Below are 23,424 nucleotides of genomic sequence, written 5' to 3' on the forward strand. Positions count from 1 at the left end.
CCTTTTGGGGTTGCTTCATCTCAATGGTAAGTGAAGGGGTTTTTTGATGGTGAAATTATAACACTCAAACCTAATTTTTCCAAGTGCCCCGCTAATATCTCTCCAAAATAGCACTCACTTTCATAATGTCCGATGTCAATCATCGATAATCCGAGCGCTTTTGCCTCCATCGCATCGTGATATTTTATATCCCCTGTCAAAAAACATTCGGCTTCGATATTACGCATAAGTGATGCACCAGAACCGGTCACCAATGCACACGTTCGGATATCCTCATGGCATTGAACACTGCGGATATGACTCAGCCCTAATGCCCTCTTGATTTTTAAAGCAAAGGTATCAAACGGTTCATCCACTCCCAAATAGGCAATAAATCCCTCTTTGGCAATCACCTCATACCCTAGCACTGTACTCGCTACATACTCATTCAGATGAGTTTGATCGAAGTTGGTATGCATGGCGATGTTGGAGATATTTTTACGGATCATAGGGGCGAGAAGTTTCGCCGGGTATTGGTTAAACTGTAACTGTTTGAGTCCTCCGAAGATAATCGGATGGTGGGTAATAAGGAGGGCATTATCGGGGATACTTTCAATCAACGCTTCATCAATATCTATGGAGAGGACTACCGTCGTAATCTCTTGTGAAAAATCCCCGACCAATAACCCTGAATTATCCCACCCTTCTTGGAGTGCAAAAGGGGAAAGTTCATCTAAAAAGGTATAAATTTCACGTACCGTCATTTTTCGTAACTCCTTTTATGCCGTTTCAGCCGAACATGTATGGATTGAGAACCTGAGAGGGGATCTGAATATTTAAATTCAAAGACACCCAATCCCTCGATCAAATCCACTAACTTTTTGTATCCGAAACTGCGCGGGTCAAACTCCGGCGATTTGTTAATCAGATTTTGACCGATTGCTCCCAGATAAGACCATCCCGCTTCATTTGTCGTATCCTCCACGGCATTTTTGACAAGTGCTAACAGTGCTTTTTCATCGTGTTTTAGTTTAGGAGCAATAACAATAGTGCTGTTGGAGCGTCGCAGGTTTTCGGTGTAGATAAATTTATCACACGCTCCGATAAACGATTTGGGTGTTTTTTGTTCCCCAAAACCATACACTTTTACCCCCGATTCACGAATACGGCTTGCAAGTCGTGTAAAATCACTATCACTGGAGACGATGCAAAAACCGTCAAAGTTTTTCGTATAGAGTAAATCCATAGCATCGATAATCATGGCACTGTCGGTTGCATTTTTCCCCGTAGTGTAAGCAAACTGCTGCATCGGATGAAGTCCGTGTTCGAGCAACTCATTTTTCCAGCTTTTGAGTTTTGTATCGGTCCAATCCCCATAAATCCGTTTGACACTCGCGATACCGTGAGAGGCTATCTCATCGAGTAATCCTGCGATAATAGAGGGTTGTGAATTGTCTGCATCGATCAGTACCGCCAAACGGGCTTGGTTTTGGTTCACTTGGATTCCTTTAACTCTGCTAATGCTTCGCGTGCTTCGATAAAATCGTCTTGCAAGGCAAGTGCTTTTGAATACATCTCTTCGGCTTTTGCAAGCTCACCTTTATCGTTAAAAAGGTTACCGTAGTTGTAATAGGTTATTGCGTATTGCGTATCAATCGCCAGTGCTTTTTCGTAATGTTCTTGCGCTTTATCAAAATCACCTTGACTTTTGTATATCGAACCTAGAGCAAGATGGGTCAAATCATCGGTAGCATCGAGCTCGATGGAGCGTTTATATAAATCAATAGCTTTATCAAAATTTCCCAGTTTACCGTTAATAAATCCCAGTTTATTGAGGATTTCGGTATTGTTGGGGAATTGTGTATTGGCTCGATTTAGTTTATCCTGTGCCCGTTCTAAATCCCCCTCACTGTAAGCCTCATCCGCTTCTTCAATCAACGCATCGGCTCGATTCAACTCATGGGGAGGCTTTGGCACGGTATCAACACTATTCTTTGGCTCAATCTTATCTTCGAGTGTTTGGATGTGACGATATATCTGATAGGCAAAAAATGCAGTAAGTGCAAACATAATAATTGAAAATGTGCTCATAGTGTTCCTTTATGGTAATCAAAGTATACTATAATCACGGTAATACAATGAAAACGGATATCATCATTATGCATAACAATCTCAAAGACCCTGCACTCTATATCAATCGCGAGCTTTCATGGCTACAATTTAACACACGTGTCTTGGGGCAGGCTCAAGACAAATCTCTCCCTCTTTTGGAACGGTTGAAATTTCTCGCTATTTATGGAACCAACCTCGATGAATTTTATATGATCCGCGTCGCAGGTCTCAAAAAACTTTTTAGTGCCGGAGTCAACGTTTCAGGAGCCGATCGTTTCACACCGCTTCATCAGCTTCGAGAAATACGTACATTTTTGCATACAGAACAACAAGTTGTTGAGGAGTGTTTACAAGAGATTATGCACTCTCTCGAAAAAGAGGGGATCTTTTTTCGATCGTATAAAGAGGTTACTGACGAACAACGTAAAATTCTAAGCAAATATTTTCATGAAAACATCTATCCGGTTATCGTTCCGATTGCCGTCGATGCAACACACCCTTTCCCGCACCTCAACAATCTCAGTTTCGGTCAAATCGTCAAACTACGGGATAAAGACGATGTAACAATCGAGCGTTACGGAATCATCCGTATTCCCCGTGTATTACCCCGTTTTGTTGATATTGACAATCGTATTTACATCCCTATCGGGAGTATCGTTGCCGAACACATCGACGATCTTTTCCCCGGCTACGAGTTGATTAAATTCTCCGCATTCCGCGTTACCCGAAATGCCGATATCGCTATCGAAGAGGAAGAGGCGGATGATTTTATGGAGATGCTCGAAGAGGGGCTAAAACTTCGTAAAAAAGGGGAAATAGTTCGTTTGGAGCTTAGCAACCATGCCGATGATGATCTTCTCAATTTTTTCAATCGTCATGCAAATGTTTTCAAAGATGATATTTATAGATTCCAAACCTATCTCAATCTCGGAGCCCTATGGCAAGTAGTCGGCAACAAAGATTTCGCCCATCTAACAAGCCCAAGCTTCAAACCGCGTAATCTTCCACCGCTCGATAGTGATGAGAGTCTTTACACGATTCTTGATAAAGAAGACCTCATCATCTACCACCCGTTTGAGAGTTTTGAGCCGGTTGTCCGTCTCATCCAAACAGCGGCAAAAGATCCTGATGTCGTCTCTATCCGTATGACACTCTACCGTTCAGGTTCGAAATCGGTCATCGTTCAGTCTTTGATTGCAGCAGCAGAATCGGGTAAACAAGTGACCGTTATGGTGGAGCTACGCGCACGTTTTGATGAAGAAAACAATCTCCAATGGGCAAAAGCGTTAGAGAGTGCCGGAGCACACGTTATTTACGGTATTGCCGGATTTAAAGTACATGCCAAAGCAGCACTTATCACCCGCCGTGTCAACGGAAAACTCAAACAATACGCCCATATCGGAACCGGAAACTACAACCCATCAACGGCAACTATTTATACCGATATCAGCTATATGACCTCTAACGATGCCATCACCTATGATATGACCCGCTTTTTCCACTTTCTGACAGGATTTAGCAAAAAAGGGAAACTCAATGCACTCTATATGGCACCGACGCAAATCAAACCAAAAATCCTCTCTCTCATCCATAATGAAACTCGTATGGGAAGCGAAGGGGTCATTATCGCGAAAATGAACGCGCTCGTCGATGATGATATTATTAAAGCGCTCTATAAAGCGTCCCAAGCAGGGGTTAAAATCCAGCTTATCATCCGTGGCGTATGTTGCCTCCGTCCGGGAGTTCCGGGGGTAAGTGATAACATCCGTGTTATCTCGATTATCGGGAAATACCTCGAACATGCCCGTATTTTTTATTTTAAACACTCTACTCCGCAAACCTATATCTCCAGTGCTGACTGGATGCCGCGTAATCTCTTACGCCGTATCGAGCTTCTCACTCCGATTGCGGGAGAAGAATCTTCTAAAAAACTACTGCAAATCCTCCAATTGCAGGCATCCGATAATGTCTTAGCACATGAACTGCAAAACGACGGAAGCTATACAAAAGTCTCTCATGAGAGCACCAGTATTATCAACTCTCATCTGATTGTTGAAACAACAACCAATAAAGTATATAATTCTGCCAAAAAACAATCTCCAAACTACATGCAGCAGCTCACGACACGCTTGTTTAAAGAGAGTTAATAAGGATATCACTATGCTATACAACTACCTCCACTACACCCCTACTATCGGGGAGCGGACATGGGTTGCCCCCTCAGCAGACGTTATCGGTCGCGTTGAGTTAGGTGAAGACGTAAGCATTTGGTTCGGCACGGTTGTACGGGGTGACGTACACTTTATTAAAATCGGAGATCGTACCAGTATCCAAGATTTGAGCATGGTTCACATCACCCATCACAAACGTGACGATATGAGTGATGGCTATCCCACCATTATCGGAAACGACGTCACAGTAGGTCATCAGGTCATGCTCCACGGTTGCACCATCGAAGATGCGTGTCTCATCGGAATGTCTGCCACTATCCTCGATGGAGCGGTAATCGGTAAAGAATCCATCGTCGGTGCGGGTGCATTGGTTACCAAAAACAAAGTATTCCCACCCCGTTCCCTCATTATGGGAAGCCCTGCAAAAGTGATCCGTGAACTCAGCGATGAAGAGGTTGCCGAACTTTACGCCTCTGCGCAACGGTATGTGAGTTTTAAAGAGAACTATCGCGTATCGAATGTCTGAATTTAACCTTGTTGTTGCCGCTGATATCCTCGGTATCATCGCATTTGCTCTCAGCGGATTTCTTGTCGGTGTACGTCACAAACTCGACCTCCTTGGGCTACTTATCTCAGCTTCCATCACCGCACTTGGCGGTGGGATTGTGCGTGACGTGATTTTGGATCGTACACCCTTTGCGTTTAATGAATATTACCCTGCTCTTACCGTTTTTACCACCATTTTGATAGCTTTTTTATTACGACATAAACTACGCCATGAAATAGAGCGTCAATGGCTTTTTGTCATCAGCGATACCATCGGACTGGTCGCTTTTAGCATCACGGGGGCATTGCTCGCTATTGATGCCCATTTTAATTTTTTCGGAGTGATTATACTGAGCTTCCTTACCGCTGTCGGCGGAGGAGTATTACGCGATACAATGATCAACCAAGTCCCCTCGGTTCTTATCAGCGATTTTTACGGCTCTATCGCCCTTATCGTCGCCATATTACTTATCCTCTCTAATGCTCTATGGAATCTCAATACCGCGAGTGTCGCCATCATCGCTACCCTCGCGATTACACTGCGTCTTTTAGCCTATACTAAACAATGGCATTTGCCGAAACTGGAAATAAAATGAATAAATTTTGGAAAATACTCCTTATCCTATTAGCTCTTGTAACGCTTGATATCGTTCGTTACGTCGTTTACCCCAATGTTTCAACTCTCAAAAATGAAAATCCTATTCCAACGGCTTTTATGGAGTATCGTCAAGAGCAGTGGGCTAGTGAGAACCGAGATATGCAAATCACCCAAAAATGGGTCAGCATGAACCAAATCTCTCCCAATATTATCAAAGCGGTATTAATCGGGGAAGATGATGGGTTTTATCACCATGACGGATTTGATGTCAAAGGGATGGAAAATGCTATCGAGCGAAGTATCCAGAAAAAAACATTAGCAGGTGGTAGCACCATCAGCCAACAACTCTCCAAAAATCTCTACCTCTCCCCTAGCAAAAATCCGGTGCGAAAAATCAAAGAGGCAATCATCACGTGGCGGATTGAAAAAACCCTCTCTAAACGGCGTATTCTAGAGATTTATCTCAACGTTGCCGAATGGGGTGATGGGATATTCGGAATCGAGGCAGCGGCTCGACATTATTACCACAAAAGTGCCAAAAATCTGAGTGGCGATGAAGCGGCACATCTCGCCGCCGTTTTACCTAATCCGATCAAATACAACCCTACCGGAAATCAAAAGTATGTTATTAATCGCTCTCGCATTATCCTAAAAACGATGAAACGACGAGGTGTCATACAATCATATAAAGAGGTAATGACCCCTGCTAAAGAGGACGCATCATCTCTAAACTTATCCGAAAGCAATGATTCTACCGAAGCACTTTTTAACACCTCTTCGGATGATCCTTCGGTAAAAAACACCGAAGAAAACAGTGTTGATCCTTTAATATTTGGTCACAATGATCAAAATAGTACACAATAGTTTTATACTGTTATGACCTCTTTATCAAAACATTGATACTTTGCTTTTTGCTTTAGACATTCAGGATGCATTCAATTAAATAGTCATAAAATGGTCATATAGAATAATATTTATTTATAGTCCAAGGTTCAGGAATGGGTGTTAAAATACTTCTTCTTTTAACGATTTCAGTCACTTTCTTGTTCTCCTCTCAACAAGTCAACATTGGAGTATTGGCTTTTCATTCAAAAGCGGATACGCTCAAAGAGTGGGAACCAGTTGTATCCTATCTACAACAATCAGAACCAAACTACACTTTTCGTATTCTCCCGTTAAATTACCCCGAAATCAATAATGCCGTTAAAAACAGAACATTAGATTTTATTATTACCAATTCAGGTCATTATATTATTTTGGAAAAACAGTATCACATCTCCCGTATTGCTACCATGATGCGGTATCAAAATACTCAATGGGTTGATCGCTTTGGGGGGGTTATTTTTACCCGTTCGGATCGCACTGATATCAATACGCTCCAAGATTTAAAAGATAAAAAAATAGCTGCTGTCGATCAAGAATCTCTCGGCGGATATGCAGCCCAACTATACGAACTCTTTCGTAATCATATAACTAAAAATGAGTTAAAGCTTCATTTTACCGGTATGCCTCATACCAATGTCGTAGAGAGTGTCCTATCGGGTAAAATGGATGTTGGATTTGTCCGGACAAATGTACTCGAAGATATGGCACATGCCGGTAAGCTCGATTTGCACAAACTAAAAATTATCCATCCGCTATACCAAAAAGGGTTTCCTTATCACCTATCAACCACCCTCTACCCTGAATGGCCGATTGCACAAATGCGCCATACCGATAAGATTCTTTCGAATAAAGTAGTCGTTGCTTTATTGAAACGAACTGAACTTCATAATGGAGAGATTGGTTGGACTGCCCCTTTGGAATACCGTGATATTCACGAGATGTTTCAAACCCTTCGGCTACCGCCCTATGATACACCGGAACGATTTAACATTCGTGATGTCTATAATCAATATAAAATTTTTATTTGGCTTCTAACTACCCTTAGTGTCATCATCTTTATCGGTATATTTATCGAAATCCTTCTTCGAAAACAACTTTTCATTGAGAGCCAAAAAAACAAAGCATTTTTACAATTTTCCGCCGATGGTGTCCACATCCTAGATTTATCAGGAAACATTATTTTAGTGAATGATCGGTTTTGCGAAATGCTCGGCTACACACACGATGAAATGATGGGGATGAATATCAGTCATTGGGAAGCTATTTTTTCACTAAAAAGAGTCCAATCTTTATCAAAAAAACTCCCACCCGAAGGTGAGATTGTTCAAACTAAACATCGACGTAAAGACGGAAGTATTTATGATGCTGAAATAAGTGTCAATAAAATCAAAGTCGGTAACAATATTTGGATTTACTGTTCTGCTCGCGATATCACCGAACGGCTTTACCATCAAACCCAAATCGAATTAGCAGCTCTCGTGTATGAGAACAGCTCGGATGCTATTTTGATCAGTGATGCCTATAATCATATTATCAGTGTAAACCCCGCATTTGAAACCCTCTCAGGATATCATTTAAAAGAGATCGAAGGAAAAATAACCACTTTGTTAAAATCTGATCACCATCAATTAGGATTTTATCATCAAATGTGGAACGCACTTACTATTACCGGTAAATGGGAAGGCGAAATTGTCGATAAAAACAAAAATGATGAACTTTTTTCAAAATGGCTCTCCATTCGTACCATATTTGACTACAGTGGGAATCCGTATCGTAGAATCGCCATCTTTAGTGAAATCACCGATCAAAAAGAGGCGAAGCACAAACTATGGTATCAAGCCAATTTTGATTCATTGACAGGGTTATTAAATCGACAAATGTTCCAATACCGTCTAGACAAAGAGTTAGAAGAAATACAACGACGTAATAGATCAATAGCCCTACTCTTTTTAGATATTGACCATTTCAAAGATATTAATGATACCCTCGGTCACGATAAAGGGGATATCCTGCTCAAAGAAGTAGCAAACAGAATTACCCATTGTCTTCGTAAAAATGATATTATCGGTCGCTTTGGCGGAGATGAATTCACTATTATTCTTTTAAACATTGAGTCCATCCTTATGATTGAAACCATAGCGTCGGAACTTCTTATAGAGCTCTCACATGAATTTGAATTGGATGGTGAACCATTCTATATCTCAGCGAGTATCGGTATTACGATAGCACCGGAAGATAGTCTTAAATCTGAAACTCTTTTGATGAATGCCGATCAGGCAATGTATGCAGCCAAAAAAGAGGGGCGTAATCGATTCAAATTTTATACCTCAGATATGCAAGAGATAATTCAAAAACGGATGACGATAGTTCATGATCTTCGAGAAGCAATTGTGCAACAGCAATTTGTCCTCTATTATCAGCCAATTCTTGATTTGCACTCCGGTAAAGTTCATAAAGCTGAAGCTCTCATACGGTGGATCAAACCTGATGGAACCATGATAAACCCCGCAGATTTTATCCCTATTACTGAAGAGACAGGCTGTATCGTCCAAATCGGAGACTGGATATTTGAAGAAGCGATTCGGCAAGTTCAAACGTGGAGAAATCTGTTTTGCCCTAATTTTCAAATCTCCGTCAACAAATCACCCGTACAATTTCTTCATGATGGAGATCACTCCAAATTAATTAACTTAATGGAAAAAAACAACCTCTCATTTGACGCTATCGTTGTTGAGATTACAGAGGGGATATTGATGGAAAAAACTACCTTAGTCCAAGAAAAACTTCACGAGTTCGAGTCCAAAGGAGTTGCCGTCTCGTTAGATGATTTTGGTACAGGATTCTCTTCCCTCTCCTATCTCAAAAAATTCGATATTGACTATCTCAAAATCGATCAATCGTTTGTCCGAAACGTAGTCACCGATCACAACGATCAGGTTTTATGCGAAGCAATTGTCGCGATGTCCCATAAAATGGGGATAAAAGTGATCGCAGAAGGTGTTGAGACAGTAGAACAACGCAAGTACCTCCACTCCATAGAATGTGATTATATGCAAGGATATTTAATCTCTCGCCCTATTCCACCCAAAGAGTTTGAAGAGAAATTCTTTGGATTGAACTAAAAACTAACGTTTGATTCCCATCAAAACACCCCATGCAACTACCGATAAAACACCGATTAAATAAGCAGGTGCATAAATATTGCCGCTAAACTCTACCAACGATGTCATCAATACAGGTGTAACCCCACCGACGATTCCAGCAGCACTCCCTAAAATAAGTGCCGTAAACGATGCTCGATGACCATGATGTTTTAATCCATGGACAACGGTGGAGAAGATAGGGGCTTGAAAGGCACATAGCAACAGTGTCATCAACGCGGTAGATATAAGAGCACCGTAAAATCCACCGTGCACCATCACATACATTATAGGGACAATGGTTATTGCCGTCGCAATAGCAGAAACCCTCATAACCTGAATCGATCCGAGTCTATCCGCTATCATCGCCATTATCGGGATAAAAATTACCCCCAACACAATCGAAATGGTGTTAATCTTACCGGCATCCACTTTTAAAAGCCCTGCACTATCCTCAAGCCAATGAGGCAAATAGATAAATAATGTGTAATAGAGCATCCATATAACCGATGCTACAATCAAAAATTGGATGAACAGTTTTTTATGATCTCTAAAAATAGCCACTAAGGGGATAGTTTTATCCTCATGCGGTTGATAATTGTCGGTAAGATTACGGCGTAAGTACAACCCTGCGGCGGCGATAACAATACTGAGTAAAAACGGTATCCTCCACCCCCAATCTCCCATCACATCTTCACCCAAATACCATAACAATACTCCACATAATCCCGATCCCAATGCCATCCCGATTTTCGCTCCGACGGAGACAAAAGAGCCGTAAAGATTTTGGCGGTTGGGACTCGATTGTTCGACCAAATAGACGATGGAACTGGCGTATTCACCCCCAACCGATAATCCCTGAATCATCCGTAAGACAACTAAAAGTATCGGTGCCAATATCCCGATTTGGGTGTAGGTGGGCAATAAACCGATTAAAAAGGTGGGTAATGCCATTAATAGCAACGAAGTCATGAGAGCAAACCGCCGTCCAACACGATCACCGATATGACCGAAGATCATCGCCCCAACAGGGCGCATAATCATACCGGCGGCGAAAGCACCGAAGGAGCCTAAAAGGGAGAGAAATGGATCAGTAGAGGGAAAAAATAGGTTTCCCATCATCACTGCTAAAAAACCGATGAGTGCAAAATCGTAATACTCGATGACGTTGCCGATAATTCCGGCTGCGATAATACGTTTTTTGGTGCGGATCAAACAATCCACCCGCCACCAAGCAATTTTTCTCCATCATAAAAAACTCCCGCTTGACCCGAAGCAACACCGAGTACCGCTTCATGCAATTCGACAGTTGCATATTCACCCTCGATTTTGACGGAACAGCGTACCGCCGTAGTACGATAGCGAAGTTTCACATCACACTCAAATTCACTTCGTGAATCAAACATATTGACCCGCTCCAATTCGACACGATGACACTCTAAATCTTCACGAGTGCCTACAACGATTTGATTGGTTTCGGGCTTGATTTCCACAACAAAATGGGGATCATGCGCACCGTGGACATTAAATCCTTTACGTTTGCCGATGGTGTAGTGCATGTACCCTTTGTGTTTACCCACTACTTTACCTTCCGTATTGAGTACTTCACCCTCTTGGTCTACTGGAACATAGGGCTTTAAAACATCCATATAAGTTGTTTCAACAAAACAGATTTCAGTTGATTCGCTTTGCGATGCAAATGACTCCAACCCCTCTATACCAGAAGCAAACGCTTTAATATCGCTTTTATGACGTTCCCCCAAAGGGAATATTAATCGTGATACCAAAGAGGGATCGATATAAAAAAGAAAATAGCTCTGATCTTTCGTATCATCGTGCGCTTGGAGGAGGTAGTGACCGTCATGTCGGATATAATGCCCCGTCGCAACAAAATCGGCACCGATAGAGTCTGCAAACTCGACCATTGCCCCAAATTTTATATTGCGATTGCACAATGCACACGGATTAGGTGTTTTTCCTGCTTTATACGTCTCGATAAACGGTCTAAAAACCTTTTCATTGAACTGTTCTTGGAGATCGAGGATATGGAGTTTTACACCGGCAAAGTCTGCCGCCCTTTGTGCACGAGCCTGATGGATTTCATGATAACCCGGTTTGGAGTGAAGTTTCATATAGACACCCTCGACTTCATACCCTTGTTCCTTGAGAAGGAGTGTCGAAACGGTCGAGTCAACCCCGCCACTCATCCCAATCAACACTTTTTTCACTCACTTCCCCCATCGGTAGTACATTTCTCATTAACATACGAAGAGAGTGAATGATAATATTTCGTATCGTGTAGCCCCTCTTTCTCAAGTGCGTCAATCTGCGTCATCAACGATTTCTCAATCTCATTTACCACAAAATCCAAATCATCACTCAGGATAATCAAATTAAGATCCTCTTCTTCGATCATCCCCTCCCCTAATAATTTGTTCCGTATAAACGTAATAAGGGGGGTATAAAACTCCGTTCCGATAAGAAAGAGCCGTACACCTGTCACTTTTTTAGTTTGGATTAACGTTAGTGCTTCAAACATCTCATCAAGCGTTCCGAAACCTCCCGGAAAAATAACATACGCCATAGAGTATTTGACTAGCATCACTTTACGAGAAAAAAAGTAATCGAATGAACGCCCTTTGGTAATATAAGGGTTAGGTTGCTGTTCAGAGGAGAGTTCAATATTAAGACCGATCGATTCAACATCATCATGATTAAATGCCCCGCGGTTAGCCGCTTCCATAATACCCGGTCCACCACCGGTGATAACATTAAAACCACGCTCACCTAACATATCCGAGAGCTTCATAGCTTGAAGATAAAAAGGATGATTCTCATCCACACGAGCACTACCGAATATCGTTACCGAAGGTCCCAAATCTCCAAGTTCATCAAAGCCTTGTACAAAATCGGCAATGATTTTAAAGACACTCCACACATCACCAGTTTTTATATCTTTAAGATAACGGCGATGGGATTCATTTCTTTTGGCATGAATACGTTTTGCCATATTTTAGCCTTTGAGTTTTGTCAAACGATCACGCTTCGACCCGATAGAGGTGATTTGAACCCCAAAGTTACCATCTACAATCACCACTTCGCCCTGTGCGATAACATGATCATCCACCAAAATATCCAACGGATCATTGGCTAATTGATTCAACTCGATAACCGATCCGATATCCATGCTGAGAACATCTTTGAGCAACATTTTTTTCTTACCGATACGAACACGTACCGGAAGCTTTACATCCATGATGAGACCGATATTTTTCATCTCACTCTCATCAAGTTTTCGTCCACGATGTTGAGATTCACTACTGTTTCCCATCACAACATCATTGTCATTTGAGGATTCAACACTGCTACTTGTTCCCTCAATAGCCTGCAAAATAGTGGAATCTACTGCAAACATCATCAGTGAATTAATCTCCCCTAACACAAAAGTATAGACATACATTTTTGCATATGGATCGAGATTGATCTCTTGATGTTCAGGGATAAAGAGCGCATTTTCTGTTTTTATCGCAAATTTTGGAAGCTCTTTTTGAGACCCAAGTGTTGTACTCATCGAAGCAGTGATATTGGAAACAATCTCTTTAAGGGCATCGAGATCATCATCGTTCATCTCATTTTTTCCCTCACCATCACCACCAAGCATCATATCTGCCAATGCTGTCGCAAGAGCAGGAGGAACCATAACCATCCCTTTACCACTGGCCGCACCGCTAAAAGTGAGCTGAACACACGCTATTGGCGGGATGACATTGCTGACAATAGAGATGGATTCAGCCTCTTTAAAACTGACACTGGGTGCTTGACCCGTTAATCCTTCTATAGTTGCGGTTGCTTCTGTGGCGAATAGCCCTGTAAAATTATTCATTCGTTATCCTCATCATACTGATCGACGCTTTTCATAATCTCTTTAGCGCCGATAATACGCTCTTTTCTTTTACTTTCAAACTCTTTGAGAGCACGTTTGACCGCATCTTTTTCGGTATCGATCATCTTCGTAATTTGAACCGATTTTCGGAAACGTCGTAGCCCCATTTGTGCGACAAAACGCTCTTTCCCATCGACACTGACACTTACTACATCATCTGCCGGGAGATTTAGGCGTAAAATATCTCCTACTTCGATCTCCAACAGCTCATACAGACTCAGTTCAGCATATCCCAAATTGACTTCTATATTAACGTGAGCACCACCTAAAAGAACTTGAAGTTCCTGATTCCGGCTTTTTTTCGAACTCGTTTCATTGAGCATCAAATCACGACTTGCCAATTTCGGCAAAATCGGTTCTAACGCTATAACAGGATAACAAATATTCATCATTCCCGAACTGTGACCGATGATAATCTCCATCACTACCATAACGACTATCTCATTTTGAGCAACGATTTGGACGACGTTTGGACTCGATTCTTTAGATTCTACTTGCGGGTACAGATCCGTTACCGGTCCCCATGCTTCACGGAGTGTCCCCATCATAACCCGTAAAATTGTCTCAAACAATGATAGCTCAATATCGGAAAACTCACGATTGGCTTCGAAAGGTTCCCCTTTTCCCCCCAAGATTCGATCTAGCATCGGAAAAGCAATAGAGGGGTTGATCTCCAAAACACCATTCCCTTCCAACGGCTTCATCGAAAAGACGTTAAAACTGGTCGGATTGGGAAGTGACATCAAAAATTCCCCATAGGTCATCTGATCAACCGAATGGAGCTGAATCTCTACAATGGAGCGCATAATTGACGATATTTGTGATGAAATAGAACGTGCCATCTTATCGTGAATCCCTCGAAATGCACGGAGTTGCTCTTTTGAGACACGGTTAGGACGCTTAAAATCGTATAACGTTATCTGACGATTTGGAAAAAGGTTCTCTTCTTCTCCATCCAGCGATACTTCACCCTCATCATCAACAACGTCGAGAAGGGCGTCAATCTCTTCTTGGGATAATATATCAGCCATTGTTTACCCCTCCACCGCTGCTTTAATACGTCGAATTACCGATTTATGAATCTGCGAAATACGTGATTCGGTAATATTAACAATCTCACTGATCTCTTTAAGGGTTAACTCTTCAAAATAATAAAGCTGAATAATCATCTGTTCGCGCTCATCAAACCCTATTAAAACATCTTTGATAATATCAACTAACTCATCTTGTTCCATCTGATCGAGCGTCCCCGCTGCGAATTCATTTCCCAACTGATCATCGAGCGGTAAAATGGTATAAATATCCGATGCCAATCGCGCTTCATTGATTTTTTCCTCTTCTATCCCCATTATTTCAGACAATTTCGCATTACTAGGCTCTTCATCGTATTCTGCCATATAGTGTTCAATCTGAATATCAATCTCTTTTATCAAACGTCGGCTTGAACGGCTAACCAAATCGAGTGAACGCAAATAATCCAACATTGCACCGTAAACTCTGGTTTTTGCATATCCCCAAAACGAATCATTTTGCACTTCATCATATCGACGCGCGAGCTTCACCAACTCTTCCGTACCGATAGCACACAAATCAAGGTAATCAATCGAACTAGGTAGTCGCTCTTTGAGACGAAACGACATCGCTTTAACCGCAGGCAAATATTGGAGGGCAAGCTGATCTTCTTGGTGCTTTAGCTCTTGTGAATAGACACCGGCGCCACTCATGCTTTCCCTTTCTCGTTATCACTTAATAACTCTGATTTATGAACATAGTAGGCATCGATAAATTGTTCTCGACGATTAATCTCTCGAACATAATTATCCAAACTTCGTTCATGTGCTTGCTTAGGAAAATTTTGTGTTTTAACCCCAAGCGTTTGAAAATAAAATCCTACACATACATGAGCAAAAAGATAGAAAAATGCACTGATTAAAATCACAAGCCCTAGAAAATTCTCGGCACTGCTTGATTGTAAAACTCCAAAGACAATCCCTAAAAGGAACCCTTGGACAGTCAAGAAAGAGACAAAATTTTGAGCCCGCATTACCTACCTTTTTCCATGACGTTTGAATCTATATTCTACTGCTTGAAGGGTGTATTACTAGCCAAATAGCCAATCACTTGTAACACTTATCTCAAAAATGTTCCATTAGGCGCTTAAAAAAGCCCCCTAATCCACTCTCCTGTGGAGATACGAGCACATTTCGTTCCATTTTTTTTGCCAACCGCTTAACAATCACCTCTAATTCACTTGCGGGGAGAGAAGTAGGAAATTCTCTCGTGAAAAGTGCCCGTTTTTTGACACTCATAACCACTTTCGGATCAGAGCTGATTTGCCCCAAATAGTTAAGGCGAAGCTGATTGCCGATATTGGCTAACGCAACTTTTTGGATCTTTTCAAACAGCCCTAGTGCCTCTTTTTCATTTCGAACTTGATTCATTATAACGCTAATTTCATTGCGTAATCGAGAAGTTACTTTTATCGTCGCATACGCATCGGTAATCGCGGCAGGATCAGGGACAGTCACAACTACGACATCATCACACGCTCGTAAAAATAGCTGTATATGTTCCCCTATTCCAGCCCCTGTATCGATAATCATAACGTCTAAATCATCGAGAATATGCGCTTCATCCATAAATCGTTCAAACAACCCCGATGAGGCGTATTTGAAAATCTCTTCTCCACTCTCTCCTGGGATAAGGACTAAGTTTTTCTCGATAGGGACTAAAATATCTTCCACGCTCGCTTCACCACGAAGAACATGCAAAATATTTTTGGTAATCTTAACATTGAACATCACATCAAGATTTGCCAATCCGATATCCGCGTCAAAGATACCCACTTTTAGCCCATTTTTAGCCATAATATGTGCCATATTGGAACTAATAGTACTTTTTCCAACTCCACCTTTACCACTTGTTATCGCAATAAAACGGGTCTTTTTAGCGGTATTATTCCCTTTTTGCTTTACCAATGCTTCAAGTTTTGCGGCTTGATGACTCATAGGTTCTCACCTTTTTTAAATCCATGCAGCAAACAATCAACCAAGAAATCACTATTGGAGACCACTAAATCTTCCGGTACTTCTTGACCTATGGAAAAGTAGCTGATAGGAACTTTTGTCTCATATACTAACGAAAAAATATTACCAAATCCTCTCGTCTCATCGAGTTTCGTAAACATCAACGTATCGATGCCCAAAGGGGCAAAGTTTTCATAGGTGGATTTCAAATCTTCGTACTTGATTGAACTGGGCATTACCAACACCACATCAACGCTGTAATTTGTATCGTTTGAGCGTAAACACTCATAAATCTTCTCTATTTTCCCTTTATCATAAGGAGAACTCCCCATGGTATCGATCAAAATATAATCGCTGTATTGAAGTGAATGAAGCGCACTCGAAAACTCCGGTGGATCAACTACCGTCTCTATCCCCAATTTCATCATCCGCGCATACTGCATCAGCTGCTCCACCGCACCGATACGGTAAGTATCGAGCACCACAAGTCCCACTTTGTATTTTTTATCTAAAAAATAGGAGTATCGTGCAGCAAGCTTGGCTATCGAGGTCGTTTTTCCTACTCCGGTAGGGCCTACGAGCATTATCACTTTTTTGGACCCTATTTTAGGAGCACTTTCGAGTCGTACAGGGATCATTTTACGGAGTAGTACCTGAAAATAGCGTTTCACCGTCTCCGAGCTTTCCCTCATCCTTGAGGGCATATGCTCTAGCGTGAGTTGCATAATCTCATCAAGATGCTCTTGATTCATCCCGCTTTGTTGTGCGAGACGATATATTTCTGCAAATTCAGGGGGAATCGGTGTACTGTTTTTAGGAGATTTTTCATTCCAAAACATATTTTGAATCAGCTTGACCTTATCACCAAGCTTTTCTATCTCATCTTTGATTTTTTTAAGATCTTCACTCGGAGCGGGTGCAACCGATTTAGAGGGGCGTTCCTCTTCGGTTACTTCAGCAATCTTTGATATCTGTTTGGCGGCTTCAGAGATGTTGTAGAGTACATCATTACTTTGTTGCGCTAGCGGGCGTTGACGGCTCAACGGCTCTACAGGTGTTTTCTTTGGCTTTGGAGCACTATCTTCTTCAATACCCACAACGATCTCATATAGGGCATTTTTCCCGAGTGATTTTTTTTGAATCTCACGGGTCTCGATAAGCATTGCATCTTCACCCACTTCAAGCTGCGCTTTTTTCAGAGCTTCCGCCGGAGTAGAACCGCTAAATGTTAAGATTTTCATAGTCTCTCCGAAATGTTTTTCGAGTCATGCTCCGCAAAGGTATACGTACACTTAAACGCTCATCCCAGTGAGGATGCGGAATAATCAATTCTGGATAATTCAATACCCTATTATCATAAAAAATCATATCCAAATCAAGCGTTCTAGGAGCATTCGCAAAACTACGAACTCTCCCAAAACGCTTCTCAATTCTCCATAATAGCCTCAATAATGCTCTGGGAGAGAGAGTAGTGGAAATCTCGATTACAGTATTGTAAAAATCATCTTGTTTATTGTATCCAAAAGGGGGATTTTTTAGAATCACCCCTGTTTGAATCACACTCAGCTGAGATAATCGATTCAAATGGATTATCAGATGGTGAAATCGTCGTTTCACATCTCCGATATTTCCTCCGACACCCAAAACAGCACGGTGTGAGGGGCGATGACAGCTATCTCTTCGTGTCGGAAATGTGTTATTGACGTAAATCGTATGGCGTTCATCCAAAATACGTCTCAAAAACATGGTGATTTACTCTTGAATCTCACCTTGTTGAGCATTGCGTAACAGTTGAATTTCACTCAAAATTTGCATCATCCCTACCATTGCCAAATGGTAGCCGAATGGTCCAAATCCGATAATTGAAGAGGTGCACACAGGTGCCGTCATACTTTTTTGACGAAACTCTTCACGACGATAAATATTGCTGATATGCACTTCGATGGTTGGGATACTGACCGCACTGATAGCATCACGAATAGCGATAGAGGTATGGGTATAGGCAGCCGGATTAATAATAATCCCATCTGCATCACCGTAGCACTCTTGGATTTTATCGACGATTTCACCCTCTAAATTGCTTTGATAAAAATCGATCTCTACTCCATTTTGAGCGGCAAACTCTTTCATTTGTGCGTGGATTTGTTCCAAACGCATCGGTCCGTACACTTGTTGCTCGCGAACACCGAGCATATTGAGATTTGGACCTTGAATAACAACAATTTTCATCACTCTACCTTAACATTTCAATTTAAGTGTAGATTATACGCCTTGATAGATTATAAGGAACTAAATACCCTTCTTTATTCCAAAAGAATTGATGGACAATCACACATGATAACCAATAGATATTAAATCCATATCGGTAATCGTGATATCACTGTTTGATACCATAACCATCCCATCATTTGTGTATACTACTTTGCTCATAGGGGAAGGTAATGTTTCAAACGATTTATCAATACTTCCGTCACTATTGTAACGAACCAGAGAAAAATCTTTAAATGAACTGTTCCATAAATAACTCGCTACTATGATCTTTCCGTCATTTTGAATCGTAACTCTATACGATTCGTCCTCGTTACTTCCAAAAGGTGTAATTACTTTTCCTTCACTACCAAAAGCAGTATCAAGCGTTTCATCAGTGTTATATCGAATTAAAACAAAATCTTTAAATAGACCGTTCCATATAAACTTTGCAAATAATTTTTTACCGTCATTTTGAACGATAATACTGTATATCTCGCTATTATTCCATTTTTCACTTTTTTGTATATTAATTATTTCATTCACAGTCATCTGATCTTGTAAAGTATTTTTTTTCATCTAAATTCTTTCAATAATATTTTGTTAAACTAATGACACTTTTAATTAAATCAATTTTGTTATTGTATAGTCTAAGTATCACCACTTTGTCATCATAGATACTTTTTTATGCATATCTCATTAACGCTGATATAAGTTGAAATTCCAAGTGAAATTTTACACTCCTAGTATCATCTGTGTATCACTCAAATATATGATTTACTACAGTATTTTTCTTAAAACTCATAAGAGGAAAATCTAAAATCTAACTGACCCCGTATACCCTACCTCTTCGAGTGTCACGGGGTCTCTCTCGTGGGCTACAACACCTGCAACGCGACATAAGTAGAGTTGTAGTCGTACTCGTTTTGTAGACATAACCGTCGGTACCGACACTGGCGTGCCCGTGACTAGGAATAGACATCCTGCCACCCAGTTGGCATTCCGCTCGTCAGGAACCCTGCCTCTGTAGTTGGAAGGGCGACATTCACGCCGTTGAGGGTGGCAAAGCGGTAATCGTTTGTTGTGCCGAAGAGTCCATCGACAGCTACCATAGTATTCGTAACGCCATTGATGTCGTGGTTAAAAAGAGAATCAAGAACATCGTGGGAGGTGTAATCAATTCCACCATTGAGGCTTCCTGTGTCGGCACTCGTTCTATCACTGCTTCTATCCCAAAAATAGTACCAATTTCCGTTGACATGAACGGGAGCGATGAGTTTGCCGTAGCTTCCAAGATCGATAATATTATTCAAATAAATCTAGGTTATATTTAGTAAATTTGTTCTATAGTAAAAATTCATTTTACAAATTTATAAAATTATTTTCATCACGAAATGAGACCATGTTCTACAGAAAAAAAATCATTTTACCTCTCTTTCTTTGCGTATGCTTTAGTCAACTTGATGCTGCTGTTAACGAAGTGATTCCGGGAGATTACGAGGCACCAGCCGTTGGTATAAACTTAACAACTCTTTATCTCGCTGAGAGAAAAATGGCTGGACCATATGTTGATGGACATAAACTCACAGATGAGACAGTAACGTCCCTCATTTCCGCCGTTAAATTTACAACAACACTCGATGTGGGAGGTTATACGGTTTGTCCTATGATTGCATTGCCGTATTCGGTAACCAAAAGTAATGGCGATACCATGTCTGCTATACTGGGTCATGAGTCGGTCGGTTTTTCGGATGTGTTAGTAGGGGCAACCGGATGGCTCGTCAATGATAAAGCAAAAAATCAATATCTTGCAGCAACACTGCTGTTATTTGCACCAACGGGAGAATACAATCCTAAGCAACTACTCAACATCGGGGAAAATAGATACAAATCAACACTCAATATCGGATACGTACAGAAACTAAGTGACGATTTTTTCATCGAGCTTTCCCCTGAGCTTGCTTTGTATGGAAAAAACGATAATTCTCTTGGGCGAAGAATAGAACAAAATCCAAGCTATGCACTCACCACAATGATACGTTACAATCAAACTCCTCAACTTACCCTTTTTGGCGGATTTCAGCAAAATTATGGCGGGGGAACTATAGTAGAAGGTGTGGCACAAAATGATGATACCAGAATGCAAAAAGCAACTTTGGGAGGGTATTATTATACACTTGCCGGCACACAAATTTTTCTCCGTTATGCTAAGGAGTTTCATACTCAAAGCGGTATGAAGATTTCCGATGATTTTCTTTTAAGATTCCAATGGTGGTTTAAATAACCAATGTTCCGAACTACACTATTTTGGTTGATTTTTTTATGGGGGAATATCCTCTTTGCTCAGATTCCAATACAAGACATCAGCCATATAAATTTACCCGTAAAACTCAATGGTGAGTGGGGATTTGCTGAAGATAAAGTACTTTTACCACAACAAACGAACACCATTACCAAAACACTTTATCTTCCTCAATATTTAGAAAGTCGGCATGGACCGAAAGGTGTTGCTACCTTCGTTATTGATCTTTATACTACGCCTAATAAGCCACTTAGCCTTGATTTCAATCCTCTTGTAAACCCATGGAAACTGTTTATTGATAATAACCTTGTATATGAATCAGGAATCATAGATTCCAAAAATAAAATTTATTTAGCCTCTGCTAAACGTCAAATTGCAAACTTCACACCTACTCGACATAAAACTCGTATTACACTTTGGATTGCTAACTCGCAACATCGTCATTTTGGATTAGGTATTTCTCCACAAATTGCACCGTATGGAATTCTTGAATCTTACCATTCATCAATGACATATGTAAACTTTGCTTTAATCAGTATTTTAGTGGCTACCGGATTTTATCATCTTGGACTTTTTCTAGTATGGAGAAGAGACCAAGCACCGTTATGGTTTGGACTTTTTTTACTTGTTTTTACTTTACGAATAGCAACAACAAGTGAAAAAATCATCACGTTAATATACCCCTCAATAACATGGGAAATGCTGACACGTATCGAATATATCAGTGGATATTTAACCCTTCCTCTTTTTATTATGTACATAAGTTCTTTATACCCAAAGCAAAGCAATAAGATTATTCAACTTATTAATATTATAGTAGGAATAGTTTTTGTCCTATTTGGGCTATTTACATCAACCCTGTTTTTTACATCAAGCATGCCAATTACTGAAATAATTATCATCGAGAGTGTAATTTTTGTATCATGGGTACTCTATCACGCATTCAAAGCTAAAGAGCCAAATTCAACCTTTGCTTTTATTACTTTTGTCATTTTCGCTGGAACAATTATCCATGATGTACTAATGTTTTCTAAAGTAATTGATTCAACAGATGATTGGGGACCGATTGGATTTATTGTTTACCTCTTCGCACAAGCTCAAATTTTATTGCAACGCTACGCTAATGCATTTCATACTATCCAAAAGCATGAAAATGAGCTAGAATACATTATTTCCAAACGAACCGGTGAGCTCAAAGATTTACTCTCGCAACGTGAGCTTTTAATGCGAGAACTCAGTCATCGTGTAAAAAATAACCTTCAATTCATCATAGGACTTTTGTGGACCAAGCGTGTGAAAGCTAGCGATGAAACGAAAGCAATTTTATTATCTCTCCAATCACAGATTCAGGCAATAGCAACAGTACATGAAACGCTTTGTGAACAACCAAATATATCCACTGTCAATGGTAATCATTACCTTAAAACCATCATTGATGCTCTTCAAGAGCTCTATCCAAATATCACTTTTTCCTGCACTTTTGGCGAAGAGGGGCTATTATCCCTCGATGATACTATCTCACTAGGACTAGTTGTCAGTGAAATGGTATCAAACACCGTTAAACACGTATACTCAACAAAATCAGGAACAATATCTATCGATTTTGAAATACACAACAATCTGGCAAAACTATCCTATAGTGATGGTCAAACACAATTTCAAAACAATGATTTTTTAAAGGCTTCACGTAAAAATAAAAGTATTGGTTGGTCCATGATTACAGAACTTATACATCAACTAAAAGCCCAAATTTTATCAGAAGGTAATCTTTTTAAAATACAATTTTATACGGACAAAACTGTATGAAAAAGCTCCTAATTATTGAAGACAACTGGATGATGGCGCATGTAATCGACGAAGTGGCACTATCACTTGATATTGATGTTACCGGAATTGCAACGAGTTGGAATGAAGCTACAGAATTGCTTGTTGAGCAAATACCCGATTTTGTCATTCTAGATATCAACATTAATGGATCAGTCGATGGAATAGAAGTTGCTAGACGACTCAAAGAAAAAGAGATCCCTTTTTTATTTTTAACAGCCTATAAAGATTTGGAAATCATAAAAGAGGCTACAAAACTTTCACCACTTTCTTATCTTATAAAGCCTATCACTCCTGAAAATTTAATGGCAACCTTTTTATTATCAATCCAAAAACTTGCTCAAAAAACTCCTCCAACAAACAATTACGAATACCAATACACGATAGATGAGAATGGTATAATTTACAAAAACAAAGTACTATTCAATCTACCAAAAGGTGAACGTAGAGTATTAGGACTACTTCTTAAAAATTTAGGGTACCCTGTAAAGTATGAACTATTTTTTTCCTATGATGATGACGGAACCTTAGACACAATAAATGAAGCAACGTTACGTAATATTATCGTTAAGCTTCGTAAAAAGTGTCCAGATCTTACAATAACAAACATCAAAGATGTGGGATATATAGTAAATTTTGCTCATTAACTAT

At 40.4% G+C, this 23,424-nt stretch carries 24 protein-coding genes; 8 read left to right on the top strand and 16 right to left on the bottom strand.

Going from position 1 to position 23,424, the window contains the following annotated elements; translation table 11 throughout:
* Nucleotides 1-20: 20 nt before the first annotated feature.
* The 3 genes from PHC76_RS05430 to PHC76_RS05440 are packed head-to-tail and all read right to left on the bottom strand — an operon-like array spanning nt 21 to nt 2,070.
* Entirely contained in the window at nt 21-743 is a 723-nt protein-coding gene (locus PHC76_RS05430) for a Nif3-like dinuclear metal center hexameric protein (RefSeq protein ID WP_299972142.1), read from the bottom strand.
* Nucleotides 740-1,477, bottom strand: a complete 738-nt coding sequence (locus tag PHC76_RS05435) for an NYN domain-containing protein (RefSeq protein ID WP_299972144.1) — start codon at nt 1,475-1,477, stop codon at nt 740-742. The genes PHC76_RS05430 and PHC76_RS05435 overlap by 4 nt, the downstream gene beginning before the upstream one ends.
* Nucleotides 1,474-2,070, bottom strand: coding sequence for a tetratricopeptide repeat protein (locus tag PHC76_RS05440; RefSeq protein WP_299972146.1), 597 nt, complete (start codon nt 2,068-2,070; stop codon nt 1,474-1,476). The genes PHC76_RS05435 and PHC76_RS05440 overlap by 4 nt, the downstream gene beginning before the upstream one ends.
* 47 nt (nt 2,071-2,117) lie before the next feature.
* On the opposite strand from PHC76_RS05440, the gene PHC76_RS05445 reads away from it, so the two are divergent.
* The 5 genes from PHC76_RS05445 (at nt 2,118) to PHC76_RS05465 (ending at nt 9,413) form a co-directional block, all read left to right on the top strand.
* Nucleotides 2,118-4,238 (top strand): RNA degradosome polyphosphate kinase, encoded by a 2,121-nt coding sequence (locus tag PHC76_RS05445; RefSeq protein WP_300209845.1) that lies wholly within the window; start codon nt 2,118-2,120, stop codon nt 4,236-4,238.
* 13 nt (nt 4,239-4,251) lie between these two features.
* Entirely contained in the window at nt 4,252-4,788 is a 537-nt protein-coding gene (locus PHC76_RS05450) for a gamma carbonic anhydrase family protein (protein ID WP_299972148.1), read from the top strand.
* A complete protein-coding gene (locus PHC76_RS05455) occupies nt 4,781-5,404 on the top strand; it encodes a trimeric intracellular cation channel family protein (RefSeq protein ID WP_299972149.1) in 624 nt (207 codons plus the stop codon). The genes PHC76_RS05450 and PHC76_RS05455 overlap by 8 nt, the downstream gene beginning before the upstream one ends.
* Nucleotides 5,401-6,270, top strand: coding sequence for a monofunctional biosynthetic peptidoglycan transglycosylase (gene mtgA / locus PHC76_RS05460; protein WP_299972150.1), 870 nt, complete (start codon nt 5,401-5,403; stop codon nt 6,268-6,270). Before PHC76_RS05455 ends, mtgA begins: the two co-directional genes overlap by 4 nt.
* A gap of 134 nt (nt 6,271-6,404) precedes the next feature.
* The gene (locus PHC76_RS05465) at nt 6,405-9,413 is read left to right on the top strand and encodes an EAL domain-containing protein (protein ID WP_299972151.1); all 3,009 of its coding nucleotides are present in this window, start codon (nt 6,405-6,407) and stop codon (nt 9,411-9,413) included.
* Between the two features lie 3 nt (nt 9,414-9,416).
* Here PHC76_RS05465 and PHC76_RS05470 read toward each other — a convergent pair whose 3' ends face one another.
* From PHC76_RS05470 to PHC76_RS05530, 13 genes are all read right to left on the bottom strand, one after another.
* The gene (locus tag PHC76_RS05470) at nt 9,417-10,646 is read right to left on the bottom strand and encodes an MFS transporter (RefSeq protein WP_299972152.1); all 1,230 of its coding nucleotides are present in this window, start codon (nt 10,644-10,646) and stop codon (nt 9,417-9,419) included.
* Complete coding sequence (mnmA, locus tag PHC76_RS05475) at nt 10,643-11,659, bottom strand: tRNA 2-thiouridine(34) synthase MnmA (RefSeq protein ID WP_299972153.1); 1,017 nt, start codon at nt 11,657-11,659, stop codon at nt 10,643-10,645. The genes PHC76_RS05470 and mnmA overlap by 4 nt, the downstream gene beginning before the upstream one ends.
* The gene (locus PHC76_RS05480) at nt 11,656-12,441 is read right to left on the bottom strand and encodes a TIGR00730 family Rossman fold protein (protein ID WP_299972154.1); all 786 of its coding nucleotides are present in this window, start codon (nt 12,439-12,441) and stop codon (nt 11,656-11,658) included. Before PHC76_RS05480 ends, mnmA begins: the two co-directional genes overlap by 4 nt.
* A 3-nt stretch (nt 12,442-12,444) precedes the next feature.
* Nucleotides 12,445-13,314, bottom strand: a complete 870-nt coding sequence (gene fliY / locus PHC76_RS05485) for a flagellar motor switch protein FliY (protein WP_299972157.1) — start codon at nt 13,312-13,314, stop codon at nt 12,445-12,447.
* Complete coding sequence (gene fliM / locus PHC76_RS05490) at nt 13,311-14,405, bottom strand: flagellar motor switch protein FliM (protein ID WP_299972159.1); 1,095 nt, start codon at nt 14,403-14,405, stop codon at nt 13,311-13,313. Before fliM ends, fliY begins: the two co-directional genes overlap by 4 nt.
* Nucleotides 14,406-14,408: 3 nt before the next feature.
* On the bottom strand, nt 14,409-15,098 hold the full coding sequence (locus PHC76_RS05495; RefSeq protein ID WP_299972161.1) for an RNA polymerase sigma factor FliA: 690 nt from the start codon (nt 15,096-15,098) through the stop codon (nt 14,409-14,411).
* Nucleotides 15,095-15,418: a hypothetical protein gene (locus PHC76_RS05500; RefSeq protein ID WP_299972162.1), complete on the bottom strand. Its 324-nt coding sequence runs from the start codon at nt 15,416-15,418 to the stop codon at nt 15,095-15,097. The genes PHC76_RS05495 and PHC76_RS05500 overlap by 4 nt, the downstream gene beginning before the upstream one ends.
* A gap of 91 nt (nt 15,419-15,509) precedes the next feature.
* The gene (locus PHC76_RS05505) at nt 15,510-16,382 is read right to left on the bottom strand and encodes a P-loop NTPase (protein ID WP_299972164.1); all 873 of its coding nucleotides are present in this window, start codon (nt 16,380-16,382) and stop codon (nt 15,510-15,512) included.
* Entirely contained in the window at nt 16,379-17,641 is a 1,263-nt protein-coding gene (gene flhF, locus PHC76_RS05510) for a flagellar biosynthesis protein FlhF (RefSeq protein WP_299972166.1), read from the bottom strand. Before flhF ends, PHC76_RS05505 begins: the two co-directional genes overlap by 4 nt.
* Nucleotides 17,622-18,146: a 2-amino-4-hydroxy-6-hydroxymethyldihydropteridine diphosphokinase gene (gene folK, locus PHC76_RS05515; RefSeq protein ID WP_299972168.1), complete on the bottom strand. Its 525-nt coding sequence runs from the start codon at nt 18,144-18,146 to the stop codon at nt 17,622-17,624. The genes flhF and folK overlap by 20 nt, the downstream gene beginning before the upstream one ends.
* Before the next feature lie 6 nt (nt 18,147-18,152).
* Entirely contained in the window at nt 18,153-18,629 is a 477-nt protein-coding gene (aroQ, locus tag PHC76_RS05520) for a type II 3-dehydroquinate dehydratase (protein WP_299972170.1), read from the bottom strand.
* Between the two features lie 99 nt (nt 18,630-18,728).
* Nucleotides 18,729-19,226, bottom strand: a complete 498-nt coding sequence (locus PHC76_RS05525; RefSeq protein WP_299972172.1) for a delta-60 repeat domain-containing protein — start codon at nt 19,224-19,226, stop codon at nt 18,729-18,731.
* Between the two features lie 389 nt (nt 19,227-19,615).
* The gene (locus tag PHC76_RS05530) at nt 19,616-19,960 is read right to left on the bottom strand and encodes a hypothetical protein (RefSeq protein ID WP_299972174.1); all 345 of its coding nucleotides are present in this window, start codon (nt 19,958-19,960) and stop codon (nt 19,616-19,618) included.
* An 89-nt stretch (nt 19,961-20,049) separates the two neighbouring features.
* On the opposite strand from PHC76_RS05530, the gene PHC76_RS05535 reads away from it, so the two are divergent.
* The 3 genes from PHC76_RS05535 to PHC76_RS05545 are packed head-to-tail and all read left to right on the top strand — an operon-like array spanning nt 20,050 to nt 23,420.
* Nucleotides 20,050-20,931 (top strand): transporter, encoded by an 882-nt coding sequence (locus PHC76_RS05535; protein ID WP_299972176.1) that lies wholly within the window; start codon nt 20,050-20,052, stop codon nt 20,929-20,931.
* Nucleotides 20,932-20,958: 27 nt separating this feature from the next.
* Complete coding sequence (locus PHC76_RS05540; protein WP_299972178.1) at nt 20,959-22,755, top strand: 7TM diverse intracellular signaling domain-containing protein; 1,797 nt, start codon at nt 20,959-20,961, stop codon at nt 22,753-22,755.
* The gene (locus PHC76_RS05545) at nt 22,752-23,420 is read left to right on the top strand and encodes a response regulator (RefSeq protein ID WP_300209847.1); all 669 of its coding nucleotides are present in this window, start codon (nt 22,752-22,754) and stop codon (nt 23,418-23,420) included. The genes PHC76_RS05540 and PHC76_RS05545 overlap by 4 nt, the downstream gene beginning before the upstream one ends.
* Nucleotides 23,421-23,424: the final 4 nt, after the last annotated feature.

It is taken from the genome of Sulfuricurvum sp., from assembly GCF_028710345.1.
Lineage (GTDB): Bacteria > Campylobacterota > Campylobacteria > Campylobacterales > Sulfurimonadaceae > Sulfuricurvum.

What these genes read in the sequence shown, in the direction of transcription:
- PHC76_RS05440 (WP_299972146.1), bottom strand. Translation starts at nt 2,070, where the DNA reads ATGAGCACATTTTCAATTATTATGTTTGCACTTACTGCATTTTTTGCC.
- PHC76_RS05500 (WP_299972162.1), bottom strand. Translation starts at nt 15,418, where the DNA reads ATGCGGGCTCAAAATTTTGTCTCTTTCTTGACTGTCCAAGGGTTCCTT.
- PHC76_RS05465 (WP_299972151.1), top strand. Translation starts at nt 6,405, where the DNA reads ATGGGTGTTAAAATACTTCTTCTTTTAACGATTTCAGTCACTTTCTTG.
- PHC76_RS05495 (WP_299972161.1), bottom strand. Translation starts at nt 15,098, where the DNA reads ATGAGTGGCGCCGGTGTCTATTCACAAGAGCTAAAGCACCAAGAAGAT.
- PHC76_RS05455 (WP_299972149.1), top strand. Translation starts at nt 4,781, where the DNA reads ATGTCTGAATTTAACCTTGTTGTTGCCGCTGATATCCTCGGTATCATC.
- mtgA (WP_299972150.1), top strand. Translation starts at nt 5,401, where the DNA reads ATGAATAAATTTTGGAAAATACTCCTTATCCTATTAGCTCTTGTAACG.
- PHC76_RS05450 (WP_299972148.1), top strand. Translation starts at nt 4,252, where the DNA reads ATGCTATACAACTACCTCCACTACACCCCTACTATCGGGGAGCGGACA.
- fliM (WP_299972159.1), bottom strand. Translation starts at nt 14,405, where the DNA reads ATGGCTGATATATTATCCCAAGAAGAGATTGACGCCCTTCTCGACGTT.
- PHC76_RS05505 (WP_299972164.1), bottom strand. Translation starts at nt 16,382, where the DNA reads ATGAGTCATCAAGCCGCAAAACTTGAAGCATTGGTAAAGCAAAAAGGG.
- PHC76_RS05430 (WP_299972142.1), bottom strand. Translation starts at nt 743, where the DNA reads ATGACGGTACGTGAAATTTATACCTTTTTAGATGAACTTTCCCCTTTT.
- fliY (WP_299972157.1), bottom strand. Translation starts at nt 13,314, where the DNA reads ATGAATAATTTTACAGGGCTATTCGCCACAGAAGCAACCGCAACTATA.
- PHC76_RS05525 (WP_299972172.1), bottom strand. Translation starts at nt 19,226, where the DNA reads ATGAAAAAAAATACTTTACAAGATCAGATGACTGTGAATGAAATAATT.
- PHC76_RS05545 (WP_300209847.1), top strand. Translation starts at nt 22,752, where the DNA reads ATGAAAAAGCTCCTAATTATTGAAGACAACTGGATGATGGCGCATGTA.
- PHC76_RS05445 (WP_300209845.1), top strand. Translation starts at nt 2,118, where the DNA reads ATGAAAACGGATATCATCATTATGCATAACAATCTCAAAGACCCTGCA.
- PHC76_RS05535 (WP_299972176.1), top strand. Translation starts at nt 20,050, where the DNA reads ATGTTCTACAGAAAAAAAATCATTTTACCTCTCTTTCTTTGCGTATGC.
- folK (WP_299972168.1), bottom strand. Translation starts at nt 18,146, where the DNA reads ATGTTTTTGAGACGTATTTTGGATGAACGCCATACGATTTACGTCAAT.
- aroQ (WP_299972170.1), bottom strand. Translation starts at nt 18,629, where the DNA reads ATGAAAATTGTTGTTATTCAAGGTCCAAATCTCAATATGCTCGGTGTT.
- PHC76_RS05480 (WP_299972154.1), bottom strand. Translation starts at nt 12,441, where the DNA reads ATGGCAAAACGTATTCATGCCAAAAGAAATGAATCCCATCGCCGTTAT.
- flhF (WP_299972166.1), bottom strand. Translation starts at nt 17,641, where the DNA reads ATGAAAATCTTAACATTTAGCGGTTCTACTCCGGCGGAAGCTCTGAAA.